Annotated in this window: 13 protein-coding genes; 3 read left to right on the forward strand and 10 right to left on the reverse strand. The window is 55.8% G+C overall.

The window, feature by feature from the left end:
• Positions 1 to 155 precede the first annotated feature (155 nt).
• The 9 genes from NNL38_RS13030 to ubiT all read right to left on the reverse strand — a co-directional run bounded on the left by NNL38_RS13030 (position 156) and on the right by ubiT (position 8,872).
• Positions 156 to 1,409, reverse strand: a complete 1,254-nt coding sequence (locus tag NNL38_RS13030) for a NupC/NupG family nucleoside CNT transporter (RefSeq protein WP_255388454.1) — start codon at positions 1,407 to 1,409, stop codon at positions 156 to 158.
• 220 nt (positions 1,410 to 1,629) lie between these two features.
• Positions 1,630 to 2,511: a TatD family hydrolase gene (locus tag NNL38_RS13035; RefSeq protein ID WP_369414537.1), complete on the reverse strand. Its 882-nt coding sequence runs from the start codon at positions 2,509 to 2,511 to the stop codon at positions 1,630 to 1,632.
• Positions 2,429 to 2,644, reverse strand: coding sequence for a DUF5363 family protein (locus NNL38_RS24865; RefSeq protein WP_500797075.1), 216 nt, complete (start codon positions 2,642 to 2,644; stop codon positions 2,429 to 2,431). Before NNL38_RS24865 ends, NNL38_RS13035 begins: the two co-directional genes overlap by 83 nt.
• A gap of 20 nt (positions 2,645 to 2,664) precedes the next feature.
• Positions 2,665 to 4,749, reverse strand: a complete 2,085-nt coding sequence (gene glgX, locus NNL38_RS13040) for a glycogen debranching protein GlgX (protein ID WP_255388455.1) — start codon at positions 4,747 to 4,749, stop codon at positions 2,665 to 2,667.
• 196 nt (positions 4,750 to 4,945) lie between these two features.
• Positions 4,946 to 6,526 (reverse strand): peptide chain release factor 3, encoded by a 1,581-nt coding sequence (gene prfC, locus NNL38_RS13045; RefSeq protein ID WP_255388456.1) that lies wholly within the window; start codon positions 6,524 to 6,526, stop codon positions 4,946 to 4,948.
• Positions 6,527 to 6,871: 345 nt separating this feature from the next.
• Complete coding sequence (gene rimI / locus NNL38_RS13050; protein WP_255388457.1) at positions 6,872 to 7,318, reverse strand: ribosomal protein S18-alanine N-acetyltransferase; 447 nt, start codon at positions 7,316 to 7,318, stop codon at positions 6,872 to 6,874.
• A complete protein-coding gene (locus tag NNL38_RS13055) occupies positions 7,308 to 7,709 on the reverse strand; it encodes a DNA polymerase III subunit psi (protein ID WP_255388458.1) in 402 nt (133 codons plus the stop codon). The genes rimI and NNL38_RS13055 overlap by 11 nt, the downstream gene beginning before the upstream one ends.
• Before the next feature lie 151 nt (positions 7,710 to 7,860).
• Entirely contained in the window at positions 7,861 to 8,361 is a 501-nt protein-coding gene (locus NNL38_RS13060) for a GNAT family N-acetyltransferase (protein WP_255388459.1), read from the reverse strand.
• Positions 8,351 to 8,872 carry a ubiquinone anaerobic biosynthesis accessory factor UbiT gene (gene ubiT / locus NNL38_RS13065; RefSeq protein WP_255388461.1) on the reverse strand — a complete coding sequence of 174 codons (522 nt, stop codon included), beginning with the start codon at positions 8,870 to 8,872 and terminating at the stop codon, positions 8,351 to 8,353. The genes NNL38_RS13060 and ubiT overlap by 11 nt, the downstream gene beginning before the upstream one ends.
• A gap of 194 nt (positions 8,873 to 9,066) precedes the next feature.
• Here ubiT and NNL38_RS13070 point away from each other — a divergent pair, with 194 nt between their 5' ends.
• The 3 genes from NNL38_RS13070 to NNL38_RS13080 all read left to right on the forward strand — a co-directional run bounded on the left by NNL38_RS13070 (position 9,067) and on the right by NNL38_RS13080 (position 13,164).
• Positions 9,067 to 11,106, forward strand: a complete 2,040-nt coding sequence (locus NNL38_RS13070; protein WP_255388462.1) for a putative bifunctional diguanylate cyclase/phosphodiesterase — start codon at positions 9,067 to 9,069, stop codon at positions 11,104 to 11,106.
• 168 nt (positions 11,107 to 11,274) lie between these two features.
• Complete coding sequence (ubiU, locus tag NNL38_RS13075) at positions 11,275 to 12,270, forward strand: ubiquinone anaerobic biosynthesis protein UbiU (RefSeq protein WP_255388463.1); 996 nt, start codon at positions 11,275 to 11,277, stop codon at positions 12,268 to 12,270.
• A gap of 12 nt (positions 12,271 to 12,282) precedes the next feature.
• On the forward strand, positions 12,283 to 13,164 hold the full coding sequence (locus NNL38_RS13080; RefSeq protein WP_255388464.1) for a U32 family peptidase: 882 nt from the start codon (positions 12,283 to 12,285) through the stop codon (positions 13,162 to 13,164).
• Between the two features lie 51 nt (positions 13,165 to 13,215).
• Here NNL38_RS13080 and ltrA read toward each other — a convergent pair whose 3' ends face one another.
• Positions 13,216 to 14,508: a group II intron reverse transcriptase/maturase gene (gene ltrA / locus NNL38_RS13085; protein WP_369414622.1), complete on the reverse strand. Its 1,293-nt coding sequence runs from the start codon at positions 14,506 to 14,508 to the stop codon at positions 13,216 to 13,218.
• Positions 14,509 to 14,875: the final 367 nt, after the last annotated feature.

The raw sequence follows: 14,875 nt of genomic DNA on the forward strand, positions 1-14,875 counted from the left end.
CCTCACGGTGGGCACCCTTGCATAGGCTAACGGTTCTCGCTCGACTGAGCCCGTAGAGGACTTTCACCTCCTAGAACAACGCCATGCTCGGCGCACAATACAAAAACGCCACAGCGCATGGCTGTGGCGTTTGGCATCCTCAGTTGAGGAATGTATTACATCGCGCTCAGGCTGATAAACAGACCTGCGATGGTCGCAGACATCAGGTTCGACAGCGTACCTGCAGCAACAGCTTTCATACCGAAGCGTGCAATGTCGTGACGACGGTTCGGGGCAATACTCCCCAGACCACCCAGCAGAATCGCAACCGAAGACAGGTTCGCGAAGCCACACAGGGCAAACGAGATAATCGCTTTGGTCTTCTCAGACAGAACCACCGGCGCTGCATCGCCCAGGTATGGGACGTAGCTCAGGTAAGCCACGAATTCGTTCAGGATCAGTTTCTGACCGATGAAAGAACCCGCAATATTCGCATCAGCCCATGGTACACCAATCAGGTAAGCCAGCGGCATAAAGACGTAACCCAGGATCAGTTCCAGAGTCAGCTCAGGCATGCCGAACCAGCCACCGATACCACCCAGCATCCCGTTGATCAGCGCGATCAGGCCAACGAACGCCAGCAGCATCGCACCGATGTTCAGTGCCAGTTGCATGCCTGAAGAGGCGCCGCTTGCTGCTGCATCGATCGCATTGGCAGGCTTGTCGTCACCCTGTGCTTCATCACCAGAGATTTGCTCAACCGGCGTATCCGTTTCAGGCTTGATGATTTTCGCGAACAGCAGGCCACCTGGTGCTGCCATAAACGAAGCTGCAATCAGGTACTCCAGTGGGACACCCATCGCGGCATAGCCCGCCAGGACACCACCGGCAACAGACGCCAGACCACCACACATAACCGCAAACAGCTCAGACTGCGTCATCTTTGGAACAAACGGACGCACAACCAGCGGTGCTTCAGTTTGACCAACAAAAATGTTCGCTGTTGCAGACATGGATTCCGCGTTCGATGTACCCAGCACTTTGCGCAGACCGCCACCCAGGACGTTGATCACAACTTGCATCACACCCATGTAGTACAGCACGCTGATCAGTGCAGAGAAGAAGATAACCGTTGGCAGAACTTTGAATGCAAAGATAAAACCAATGCCCTCAACAGAGAAGTTCACCAGGCTACCGAACAGGAACTCAATACCGACATTACCATAGTCAATGACACTCTGAACGGCGCTACTTGCCGCGCCCAGTGCATCCTTACCCCACGGAATGTAAAGTACGAAAGCACCCAGAGAAAATTGAATGGCAAATGCCCCACCCACAGTACGTAAATTAATAGCTTTGCGGTTATCAGATAACAGTACTGCGATACCCAGCAGCACAGCCATCCCAACCAGGCTCATAAACAGGCTCATAGTTTATGGCATCCCTTTAAGTTTAAGTTTGGCGTCTCGACAATTCGGCTCATTTAAGAGTCCGCTGCATTATACAAACCCCATCCGGGATAAAGTAATGCTAACGTCACACTTTATACGGAAACCAAATGATAGTTTAATCACAAGCGTGACACGCATCACGTAGTGTGACGCAAACAGCGCAACCAATTGCGCAACCGTTTTTATTCAGTGACCGTCCTCACAAAGAAAGTCGAAACAATTCAGTCGTGGTTAAGCGAGTAACCGACTCGATCTCCCGGGGAGATTCCGATCGCAGCGCCACAAGTGATTGCAGCACATGACACAACCGATCCGGGCGATTCGGCTCTCCCTGATGGCCGGCGACCGGCATATCCGGCGCATCCGTTTCCAGCACCAGGGCCTCCAGCGGTAAAGCCGCCACTGTCTTGCGGGTCTTGTTCGCCCGGGGATAAGTGATGGTACCGCCTACGCCAATCTTCAGTCCCAGCGCAACCACCTGCTGCGCCTGCGCCAGACTACCGCTAAACCCATGGTAGACCCCACCGGCCACCGGCGGGTATTGCTTTAATAAGGAAACCAGTTCGGGAAACGCTTTGCGGCAGTGCAGAATCACCGGCAGCTGGTAGGTGTTGGCCAGGATCAGCTGCTGTTGCAGTAACGCCAGCTGTTGATCGCGATCGGCCTCGGCAATGGCAAAATCCAACCCGCATTCACCGACCGCGACACACTTGCGATCATGCTGCGCGCCCCCGCCGGCGACCTGCGCCAGTTGCGCGGCCAGCAACTCAAGCGACGCCTCGCGGTGCTCTGCACTGAAAAAAGGATGCAGGCCCAGGGCATAATACACCCCGTCATACTGGTGACTCAGGGCCTGAACACGCTGCCAGTTGCGCTCACCGACGGACGGGATCACCAAAGCCGCCACCCCGGCCTGGCGGGCCATCGCCAAATACCCTGCCGGATCGGCATCAAACGGTGCAAAATCAAAGTGGCAGTGACTGTCGATCATCATGGCATCACCTTGATTCCTGCCGTGACGTACTTTTCTGGGATCTACACGACGTGCGCCGTTGCGACGGGTGGCGCGGATCATCGTCATCGTAGCGAACCGGTGCGCAGCAACGACGGTTTTCCGGGACCAGCCCCATTCGCTCACACCATTGATCGTATCGGGCGATTCCCCGTTTCAGCCAGTTCAGCATCGATTTCTCCCCACTTGACCTCTCATTCATCACTGTTCACTCATTGCGCCTTATGCATGGCCGGGTTTGGCAATCATCACGATCATACTACGCCCGGTCACCAGAATAGTCTCGTCCTTGTATCGCGGCGCCTGCTCAATCGTGTAGATATCGGCCGGGCTCGGCGCTGCGGTATTCACCAGCAGGTGCCAATCCTGGCTGTCGCGATCCGGCAGCGTAAAGATCAGCGGATCCCAGTAAGCATTACAGATGATATACAGCTCATCACCACTGATGGGGTGGATCACCGTCGACGCCAACGAGTGAGAGTGGGCCGACCAGTCCGGCTGATTGGGCTGAAGGCCGTGCCAGTCAATCCCGACGCTTTTGAGCACGGTATTGAGCGAGACATGCATGTGCCAGTCGATGGTTTTCTCATACCGGCGGATCCGGTTCATCAGCCGGACAAAGCGCAGCAAGTCCGAATGCTTGTCCACCAGCCGCCAGTCAAACCAGCTAAGCGGATTATCCTGGCAATAGGCATTGTTGTTGCCCTGCTGTGTCCGGCGAACTTCATCCCCCATCGAGATCATCGGGGTCCCGAGCGAAAGCAGCAGGGTCGCCAGCATATTCTTGCACTGACGGTTACGCAGCGCCTCGATCTCAGGGTTGTCGGTCGCCCCTTCAATGCCGTAGTTATTCGACAGGTTGTGGTTCTCGCCGTCGCGGTTGTCCTCGCCGTTGTCCCAGTTGTGTTTTTCGTTATAACTGACCAAATCATTGAGGGTAAAACCGTCATGGGCGCAGATGAAATTAACCGAGCGGTGCGGCGAGTGGCGATCGCTACAGTAGATATCCGGCGAGCCCAGCATCCGGGAAGCAAAGCGGCTCACGGTCCCGGTATCGCCGCGCCAGAAGGCCCGGACATCATCGCGGAACTTGCCGTTCCACTCATTCCAGCGATCGCCGATGAACGAACCGACCTGGTACAGCCCGGCCGCATCCCAGGCTTCGGCGAAGATCTTGGTGCCGCTCAGCACCGGATCGGAGTCGATGGACCACAGCAGCGGCGGCTCTTTGAGCGGGGTACCCAGGCTGTCCCGGGCCAGCACCGAGGCCAGATCGAAGCGAAAGCCATCAACTTTCATCTCTGTGACCCAAAAATGCAGCGCATCAATGATCATCCGCCGCACCACACTGTGGTTGGCATTACAGGTATTGCCGCACCCGCTGTAGTTGCGGTACTCACCGCAGGTTTTATCGACAATGTAATAGGCACCGTTCTGCAATCCTTTAAAACAAAACGTCGGCCCGCTCTCGTCCCCTTCTGCGGTGTGGTTGAACACCACATCGAGGATCACTTCAATCCCGGCTTTGTGCAGCTCCCGCACCAGAGTTTTAAACTCAGTGATCGCCGCCAGCGGATTTTTCTCAACACTGTAATCAGCATGAACGGAGAAAAAGTTGATCGGGCTGTAGCCCCAGTAGTTCTGCCGGCCATCCGGGGCATCGGCAACATCAAACTGCTGGATCGGCATCAGCTCAACGGCCGTCACGCCGAGTGACTGCAGGTAAGGGATTTTTTCGATCACCCCGGCAAACGTGCCCCGCTTCTCCGGTGTCACCCCGGAGGAAGGGTGCCTGGTAAAACCGCCGACATGCATCTCGTAGATCACGGTGTCGGTCATCGAATGGCGCGGCGGGCTGGTGTCCTGCCAGTCAAACGCCTGCTGATCGACCACCAGGCTGCGCAGGCTGCTGCCGAGGTTGGGCTCGGTGCCAATCGCCTGCCGGCGATCGTAATGCGCGCCGATACTGATCGCCTGGCTGTATGGATCAATCAACATCTTGTTGGCATTGAAACGCAGACCGACCTGCGGCTTCCACGGGCCGTCGACCTGAAACGCGTAGACCTGGCCATGGCCGATGTTGGTGACAAACACAAACCAGTAATGACCCCGCTTATGCTCAAGCGGATCAAGCGGGATTTGTTGAAACGACTCGCGGGCATCGGCACTGGCAAACAGGTGCAGGATCACCCGGGTGGCATCTTTGGAATAGAGGCTGAAATTAACCCCCTGCTCACGCAGAGTCGCTCCCAGCGGGTAAGGTTCGCCGGTCTTGTACTGAATCTCGTTTTCGGTCGCAATGCTCATAGCCCCTCCCTTGATATGCATTCAATGGTAGTGCTAAATCAAAATAATAACAGCGACGCCGTTCGGGGTTTATGCCGTTGAGCCGGGGTGGCGGGAATCAATCATCAATACAATCGACCGGCAATAAAAAGCCGCCACAATCGTGACGGCTTTGATATCGCAGCAATGCGGCAAAGCAATAAATGCGAAAAGCGAATTAGTGTTCGCGGGTTGCGCGGAAGTCGACTTCCGGGAAGCGCTCTTTGGCCAGGTTCAGGTTGACCATGGTCGGTGCGATGTAGCTGAGGTTGTCCCCGCCATCAAGCGCCAGGTTCGCCTGGTTCTTGCGTTTGAACTCTTCCAGCTTCTTCTCATCCCCACACTCAACCCAGCGTGCCGTTGCAACGTTAACGCTCTCGTAGATCGCTTCGACGTTGTACTCCGCTTTCAGGCGGGCAACCACCACGTCAAACTGCAGCACACCAACGGCTCCAACGATCAGATCGTTGTTCTGCAGGGGACGAAACACCTGAACCGCACCTTCTTCCGACAGCTGCACCAGACCTTTGAGCAATTGTTTCTGCTTCAGCGGATCTTTGAGGCGAATACGGCGGAACAGCTCCGGCGCAAAGTTCGGAATGCCGGAGAATTTAAGCTTCTCACCCTGGGTGAAGGTATCCCCGATCTGAATCGTGCCGTGGTTATGCAGACCGATAATATCACCGGCATAGGCATTTTCAGCACGGGAGCGGTCACCGGCCATAAAGGTCACGGCATCCGAAATACTGATGTTTTTGCCCAGGCGAACATGGTTCATTTTCATGCCCTGGCTGTAGGTGCCGGACACAATGCGCATGAAGGCAATCCGGTCCCGGTGTTTCGGATCCATGTTGGCCTGGATCTTGAACACGAAGCCCGAGAACTTCTCTTCGCCCGCTTCTACGGCACGCTCGTTCGCTTGACGCGGCATCGGTGCCGGCGCCCACTCGGTCAGACCGTCCAGCATGTGATCCACCCCGAAGTTACCCAGCGCGGTCCCGAAGAAGACCGGCGTCAGTTCGCCTTGCAGGAACAGTTCCTGATCAAACTCGTGCGATGCACCCAGCACCAGCTCCAGCTCTTCACGCAGTTGCTCCGCCAGCTCCGCGCCCACCGCTTCGTCCAGTTCCGGGTTATCCAGCCCTTTGACGATGCGCGCTTCCTGAATCGTGTGGCCCTGACCCGTCGCGTACAGGATGGTTTCATCACGGTGGATGTGATACACCCCTTTGAATTCTTTACCGCAGCCAATCGGCCAGGACACCGGGGCACAGGCGATGTTCAGCTCGCTCTCGACTTCATCGAGCAGCTCCATCGGATCACGGATATCCCGGTCAAGTTTGTTCATGAAGGTGATGATCGGGGTATCACGCAGACGGGTGACTTCCATCAGCTTACGGGTCCGATCCTCAACCCCTTTCGCGGCATCGATCACCATCAGGCACGAATCCACCGCCGTCAGGGTCCGGTAGGTATCTTCCGAGAAATCTTCGTGTCCCGGGGTATCGAGCAAGTTGACCAGACGGTCATTGTACGGGAACTGCATCACCGAGGTGGTCACCGAGATCCCACGCTCTTTTTCCATCTCCATCCAGTCCGACTTGGCGTGCTGGTTCGAGCCGCGGCCCTTGACCGTCCCGGCTTTCTGGATCGCGTTTCCGAATAACAGTACTTTTTCCGTGATGGTGGTTTTACCCGCATCCGGGTGAGAAATGATGGCAAACGTCCGACGCTTGCTCACTTCATTAAGAAATGACATATCTTGATAATCCTGTGAGAGATTTCCACATCGAGCAACGACAGTCCCGCACGGGTCTTCTGTCGTCCGGCTCCCAAAATCGAGCCAGACCGGTCTGAATACGGCTTGCTTGTCCAGTTCATGCCCTGTCCAATGCCGCGTGAACACCAGTCTGACGTCCTGCGCATGCAGGTAAAAATTGTTTTCACAGCAGTGAGTTACATCTCGACCTCTTTCTGCGCAGCGTCTGAGGAAGGAGCCTGCACCTCTGGCGCTCAGGCAAAGAGGGCGTGTCTGGCATAATTGATGGCGGAATTATACGCAATCTTGCGGCAAAGCGACAGGCCCGGATCAGCCCCGGCCTGCCTAGAGAACCAGGTAGGTCATGATCAGCGCATCTTCTCGCCCGGTTTCGGTCGGGTAATAGCCGTAGCGACGGTTAATCTCATTAAAACCCAGCGACTCATAGAGCTGATAGGCCCGGGTATTGCTGGCCCGCACTTCCAGCCAGATCTCTTCGGCGCCCAGCCCGGCCAGCCGGTCGATAAACCCGCGCAAGAGGATTTTGCCGTAGCCTTTGCCCTGACAGTTAGGATCAACGGCAATATTGAGCAAAGTCGCCTCGCCGGCCACCAGCTGACCATAGCAATAACCGACCACCTGTTGTTCGACTTCCAGCACCAGATTAACTGCAATTTTGCTGGGAGCCTGGCGGATCAGCGATTCCGACCAGGGGAATGAATGAGCAGCCTGCTCAATTTGCCACACCGCATCGAGATGGTGCGGCGCAAGGGGCATAATATTATGACTCATAGGAACATATCTGTTGCCATAAGGCTTTCTTACTTGCAGGGTTGGTGTGCATCTGTTTCAGCGACATCGAGGTCAATAATTGGCAGCCTGCCGGGTGGGCTGCCTGGCAACCGGCCAGCCAGCACCAGGTCAGATGGTGAGCGCGGATCTGCTCGACCCCTTGCGGCGGCAACATCAGCGCCTGCGCCGGGGAGAGTTTCATACTTTTGAGGATCCGGCCGAACAGCCAGCGGTCGTGCTCATCCAGTTCGTCTTCACAGACGAACAGCAGCTTGCAGCTGTCGGGCAGATCAATCACCGGCGTCTCCAGCTCAGGAAAAAAGTCCGGTTTTCTGACTTGCCAGTAGGTCAGCCCCATCTCATGTAAGATCTGTAAATCTCGCTGCTTCATCCTCGTACCATTTCTGCCTGAAGACCTCGTTTCGGCAGGCGATCCTACCAGATCAACTGGCAAATTGGCGGACCAGAACAAAAATTATTATGGCGCGGGGTAAAACACCTCCCGCCCAAGTGGTGAGGAAGTGCCGCTCACTCGGTTAGCTCTACGCCGAAAACTCCGGGCTGTACGCCACCTTACCCTGCCGGCAGGCTAAGGTGCCCGGCACCAGCTCCAGTACCATAAACGCCTCATCCGGCACCGGCCAGGCGCATTGCAAGCCGTGCTTTGAGGCCCTGACGAACCCGGATTTGGGGTAATAGTCGCTGTGCCCCAGCACCACAACAACCGGATAACCCAGCTCAGCCAGAATGCTCTTGGCTTCTTCGAGCAACGCCAGGCCAACCCCCTGCCGCTGGTAGTCCGGCCTGACGGCCATTGGTGCCAGGCCCTGCCAGTTATCATCGTTGCCATCTACGGTAACCGGGCTGAACAGCAGATATCCCACCACTTCGCCGTCATCGTTACAGGCCACCAGCGACAAGGAGCGGTGACCGTTCTCCCGCAGCTTCATCACCAGGTCGGCTTCGGCATCGGTGTCAAACACGGTTTTCAGCAAGGCATCGACTGCCAGAATATCTGCCGGCGCTTCGGTTCTAATGAGCATTCATGACCTCTTTCGCAGCTGCCGGCGCCTGCATCCCCTGTTGGATAAACGTCGCCGACTGCTGTAATAAAAATTGGATCGGGGCCGGAAGCGAGGCCAGATCAATACTGTCCATCAGGTTTTTCACTTCCAGTCCCAACTCGGTATCGCCTTCAATCCGCAGGCGACGCTGGAAAAAGAGTGTATCAGGATCTTCCTTGCGTGCGGCAATTAATACCAGATCGTTGCAATCGCCACTGAAGCTCACATCTTCCTCGGCGATGCTTTCGGCCATTACCAACCGCTCGTCCTGATAGCTGATATACCAGCACAGTCCCAGATCCCGCACCGCCACTTTCAGCCAGCGCCCTTCCAGGAAGGCAAAATCACCGTCTTCCAGCGCTTCGCGGAACACCATCGCCAGGCCATCGAGCATCACTTTCTTCTGAACCGCAAACGGCGTCAGCCGGGCCGGGATCCGCAGCAGCGCCGGGGCATACTGGACCATGTGTTTTTGTAATTGAGTTATCACTGTTTTTTCCTGTGTCAGTCGCCATAATGGTCTGATTGTATGGCAACAACCGGGCGGGCTTTTATGCCTTGCATCAAAAAAAACAACTCTATAGTGGCAAAGTTTGGAATTCGACCACGGTCGCAGGTTATAGTAGCGATTATCTTTTTTGATGACGCGTTTGGCGTCAGTGTCACGGGATAGACGCATCACCCATGCCGACTGAGCAACTTAACTACTGGTTTCCGCTACTCACCGACAACAGTCCCTTTCTGTTTGCGGTCCTCGATCCCAATCACCGCTATCTGGTCGTCAACAGCCGCTACTGCGAAGTCAGTGGCATGGCGCGCGAAGAGCTGATCGGCCGTAATGACAGCGAGGTACTGGGCCAGGCCTACTATGATACCCTGCGCCCCTATTATGAGCGGGCTTTTCTGGGTGAATCAGTCGAAGGGGAAGTGGTGCTCAACGATAACCGCCACGATACCAGCCTGCATTTCAGTTTGGCACCGTTACGGGATCAACGCGGCAATATCCCGTATATCGTCCTGCACTCGGCTGATACGTCCGAGCGGCAGGTACTGGTGAATTCCCTCCAGGAGCTGGAGCATCAGCTCGAGCAGCTCAATCAGCTGATCACCGACGGCAGCTGCATTATCGAGGGCGACCTCATCATCTCGGCCAACGAGACCGCCGCCAGACTGCTCGGGTTTGAGTCGGTCCAGGCGTTAATCGGTGAAGAGCTGGGCCGACTACTGATCGACAGCCATACCCAACGGGTGCTCGGCAGCCAAATCACTCAGCTAGGACACCAGGAGCAGCGCCAGTGCCAGACCAGCCCGCGATGCAGCACGGAGAAGTCCCTGCAGATCACCGTCTCCGATATTGCCCTGCTCGGCTCACCGGCCAAACTGATCCTGCTGCACGATAACTCCGAGCAGGTCAGCCAGCAAGGCCAGGTCGAGCAACTGGTCCATACCGATCCGCTGACCGGGCTGTACAACCGCCACGGATTCAGCCGCCGGCTGGAGCAACTGATCCAGCAAAAAACACCACTGGTCATGCTCTATCTGGATCTGGACAATTTCAAGAATATCAATGACTCGCTCGGCCACCACATCGGGGACCGGGTGCTGCAGGAGATCGCCCAGCGCCTGCGCCGGCTGCTACCCGAGCGTGCTGTGATCGGCCATCTCAGCGGTGATGAGTTTGCGGTGATCCTACCCGAGCCCGATCATCCCCGGATGGGCGAACAGCTGGCCCAACAAATCATCGCCCTGATCAACCAGCCGTTTGATTTGCACCATTTCAGCAAGCACCTGGCCTGCTCGGTCGGGATGGTCAGTTACCCCGGAAACGGCAATGACGCCCGGCTCCTGCTGCAAAATGCCGACACCGCCATGTATGAGGCCAAAAACCGCGGCCGCAACCGGATGGTCAAGTTCAGCGAAGAAATGAGTAAAGAAGCGCGGATGCAGCTGTGGCTCGAAATCGAGTTGCAAAAAGCACTGCAGCAGAATGGCCTGGAAGTCTGGTACCAGCCGAAAGTCGGCGCTCGGGATTTTGTGATTGACGGTGCCGAAGCGCTGGTGCGCTGGAAACATCCGGTCGAAGGCTATATCAGTCCGGCACAATTTATCCCGGTGGCCGAGCGCTCCGGGCTCATCGAGCAACTGGGGCAAGTGGTGATGCGCGAGGTGTTCACCACAGTTCGCCAGTGGAAGCAGCAGGGGCTGCTGAACGGCCGGGTGGCGATTAATCTCTCGCCGCAGCAGTTCGGCAACCCGAACCTGATCAGCTTTGTCGAAAAGCTGAAGCAGGCCACCGGCGTCGATCCCAGCGATATCACTTTCGAGCTAACGGAAAGCGCGGTGATGAGCGACAGTGATCATACCATCCAGATGCTCAACGCGATTAAAAAGCTCGGCTTTTCGCTGTCGATCGATGACTTCGGTACCGGCTATTCGTCGCTGTCCTACCTGGCCCGCTTCCCGCTTGATGAACTCAAGATCGACCGGGCCTTTATCAAGGATATCGAAGCGATCCCCAAGCAGGTGACGCTGATCGAGAACATTATTAACCTCGGCAAAGCGCTGAGCATGAGCATTGTTGCCGAAGGGGTGGAAACCCGCCAGCAAGCCACCCTGCTCTCCAACCTCAACTGTGACTCGATCCAGGGCTTTTATTTCTACAAGCCGCAGCCGAAGCATGAGCTTGATGCGATCTTGCTCGAGCACAGCCGCCCCAACAGCTGATCCGGGCGGCGCTCGCCCGGGAAGCCACAGTGGTGCATCTACTTCCAAAGGATAAAATGTGAGAGAAAAGTTACTTAATTCAACAAAACCTGCCTGATATCAAAATACTCGCCGCTTTCCCCCCCTAGTATTTTCGCCACCCTGTCAATCCACACTGGTAGAAAAACTATGGAGCTACTCTGCCCCGCCGGAAACCTGCCGGCGCTAAAAACTGCCATTGATAACGGCGCCGATGCGGTCTACATCGGTTTTAAGGATGATACCAACGCCCGCCATTTCGCCGGCCTCAACTTTACCGATCGCAAACTGGAAAAAGCAGTCAATTATGTCAAAGATCACCAGCGTAAACTCCACATTGCCCTGAATACCTTTGCCCACCCGGATGGCTTCGAGCGCTGGAAAAAAGCTGTCGACACCGCAGCGGCGATGGGCGTTGATGCCCTGATTGTGGCGGATATGGCCGTCCTCGAATATGCCGCCAGCCGCTACCCGGCGCTGGAGTTGCACCTGTCGGTCCAGGCCTCGGCAACCAATACCGCCGCTATCGACTTTTATCACCGCAACTTTAACGTCAAGCGGGTGGTGCTGCCGCGGGTGCTGTCAATCCACCAGGTCAAACAGCTGGCCCGTAACTGCCCCGTTGAACTGGAAGTTTTCGCGTTCGGCAGTTTGTGCATCATGGCAGAAGGCCGTTGCTACCTGTCGTCCTACCTGACCGGTGAGTCACCGAATACGGTCGGCGCCTGCTCACCGGCGAAGTTTGTCCGCTGGCAGGAAACTCCACAGGGGCTGGAGTCGCGTCTCAATGATGTCCTGATTGATCGCTATGCCGAAGGGGAAAATGCCGGATACCCGACCTTGTGCAAAGGCCGCTTTGAAGTCGACGGCCAGCGCTACCACGCCCTGGAAGAGCCAACCAGCCTCAACACGCTGGCGATCCTGCCTGAGCTGTTTAAAGCCAACATTGCCTCGGTGAAAATCGAAGGCCGCCAGCGCAGTCCGGCCTATGTCGAGCAGGTCACCCGGACCTGGCGGGCCGCGATTGACCGCTACCTGGCCGACCCGGACAACTACCAGGTTGAACCGGCCTGGGATGCCTGCCTCGGCAATGTCTCCGAAGGGGCCCAGACCACCCTGGGCGCTTACCACCGCAAATGGCAGTAACGGGAGCTGAACATGAAATACGCCTTAGGACCCTTGCTTTATTTCTGGCCCAAAGCCGACGTCGAAGATTTCTACCAGCAGGCCCAGGCCAGCAATGCCGACATCGTCTATCTGGGAGAAACCGTCTGCTCCAAACGCCGCGAACTCAAGCCAGCCCACTGGCTTGAACTGGCCCGGGCCCTGTCGGCCACTGGCAAACAGGTGGTGCTCTCGACCATGGCACTGCTGGAAGCCCCGAGCGAAGTCAATGTGATGAGAAAATACATTGATAACGGCGAGTTCATGGTCGAGGCCAACGATGTCTCCGCAATCCAACTGGCCGCTGACAAACGCGTGCCCTTTATCACCGGACCGGCGATCAATTGCTACAACGCCCAGACCCTGCGTTTGTTACTAAAGCAAGGCATGATCCGCTGGTGCATGCCGGTCGAGCTCTCCCGCGAGTGGTTGCAGAAAGTGCTCCAAGAGTGTGAAGCGATAGGGATCCGAGATCAGTTCGAAACCGAGGTCTTCAGCTACGGCTACCTGCCGCTGGCCTACTCAGCCCGCTGTTTTACTGCCCGGGCCGAAGATCGCGCCAAGGACGATTGCGAGACCTGCTGTATCCGCTACCCCAACGGGATCACGGTAGACAGCCAGGAAAACCAGAAGGTCTTCACCCTCAATGGGATCCAGACCCAGTCCGGCTACTGTTACAACCTGATCAATGATTTAAAAAGTATGCGGGGTCTGGTTGATGTGGTGCGGATCAGCCCGCTCGGGACCGAGACCCTGCCGCTGCTGGAGCAGTTTCGCAGCAATGAGGCCGGTACCCAGCACTATCCGCTGCCGGACGGCCACCAGTGTAACGGCTACTGGCACAACCTGGCCGGGCTGAATATCACAGCGCCATAAACCATCACAGCCCCAAATCGAGTAGGAGGAGGCCTCACGGCCTCCGTCCTCTCACACCACCGTACAAGCGTGGGTCGCATACGGCGGTTCCGAATATATTTTCAGTGACTCGTACCCATCTCGCAACGAGTACAGACCCATCTCCTTGAACCATTTCATTGGCATGGCCTGATTGAGCTGGGGCGATAAAGCCAAGTGCCACCACCCTTTATCTGACATCGCCAGCTTCCACGCATTGCGTTCGCTTACACCCTCTTGGCGTAACCATGTCGCTATGCTGTATCTGCGCTTGCGCTGCTTGAGGCGATAGCACCGTAAGCGCCGCCTTATCCATTCATCCAAGCGCTGCATCGCGCTTTTCCGTATGGCAAGCTTGAAATAGTGTTGCCAACCTCTTAGGTATTGAGTGAGTTCGACTAGGACTGTCTTCAACTCTCGCCCTCGATTCCGCTTCGTTATTTGACGCACTCGCTTCTTCATCTGAGTTTGTGCTGTCTTCGAGATATGGATGCTTCCATCTCGGTGAAAGCGATGGCCTAGGTAAGTCCGCTCTGTCACTCTCGTTGCCGCACTTTTCTCACGGTTAACCCTGAGTTTCAGTTTCTGCTCCAAGAACTCCGTGATTGAGGCTTTTACTCGATTGGCGGCTTCCTCACTGTGCACGTAGATTTGGCAGTCGTCTGCATATCGGCAGAACTTATGCCCTCTTCGCTCAAGCTCTTTATCCAACTCATCTAATACGATATTTGATAGCAGCGGAGATAATGGTCCACCCTGTGGCGTCCCTCGTTGCCTCTGCTCAACTAACCCGTTTCGCATTATGCCTGCCTGTAGGTATGACCTGACCAGCTTCAGGACCCGTTTATCTGTGATGTCCTCCGATAGCCTGTGCATCAGTTTATCGTGGTTCACAGTATCGAAGTATTTCGCCAGGTCTATGTCGACTACATAACCCCGCCCCTCCCTGATGTAGTGGCTTGCTGCCACCAATGCATGGTGGGCACTGCGGTTAGGCCTGAACCCATAACTGTTGCTTGAGAACTGAGGTTCGTAGATATCTGTCAGTACTGAGGTAATGGCCTGTTGGACTACCCTATCAAGTACAGTTGGGATACCTAGCTGCCTCACTCCCCCGCTAGGTTTGGGAATTTCTACACCCAGAACGGGTTGCGGTTGGTAGCTCCCGTCCAGAAGGCTCTGGCGGAGCGCTTGCCCATTAGAAGACTGCCGAAGCATCGAGATAGTCGCTGTTATGTCGAGTTTATCAACCCCAGCACATCCCTTGTTCTTCTTCACTCTTCTCAGGGCTTGGTTCAGATTTGTTGAGGAGCAGATCCGCTCCATCAACTGAGTTGAGGTCACCAAGACTCGTCCTCCTGTCTACGCCGATCATGCTTGTCATTCTTCGTGGCCATGAGCGTCACTTGCGGTGTTGCCCAGTAGTACGTAGAGATGTTGTTCATCTTGCTATGACCCCACATGATTGAGTGTCTAGTGACTGCTTCTTGATATATTCAGTTCCGGCCTTCCCTTGGGTTGTACTTCCCCAAGGTACTATGCCTTCTGCTGACTTCTTATTACCCGTCACACAACATCACTGTTGTATTAGTCTCATCCGAGACAGGTCGTAAGATCTCCCGAGGTAAGACGTTGTTCTTTCCCTTGGCTGTGCCTGATTTACCCGTACACACTTCCCGTCGAGGCATTGGGC

Origin of the sequence: Photobacterium atrarenae (genome assembly GCF_024380015.1) — a bacterium.
GTDB lineage: Bacteria > Pseudomonadota > Gammaproteobacteria > Enterobacterales > Vibrionaceae > Photobacterium > Photobacterium atrarenae.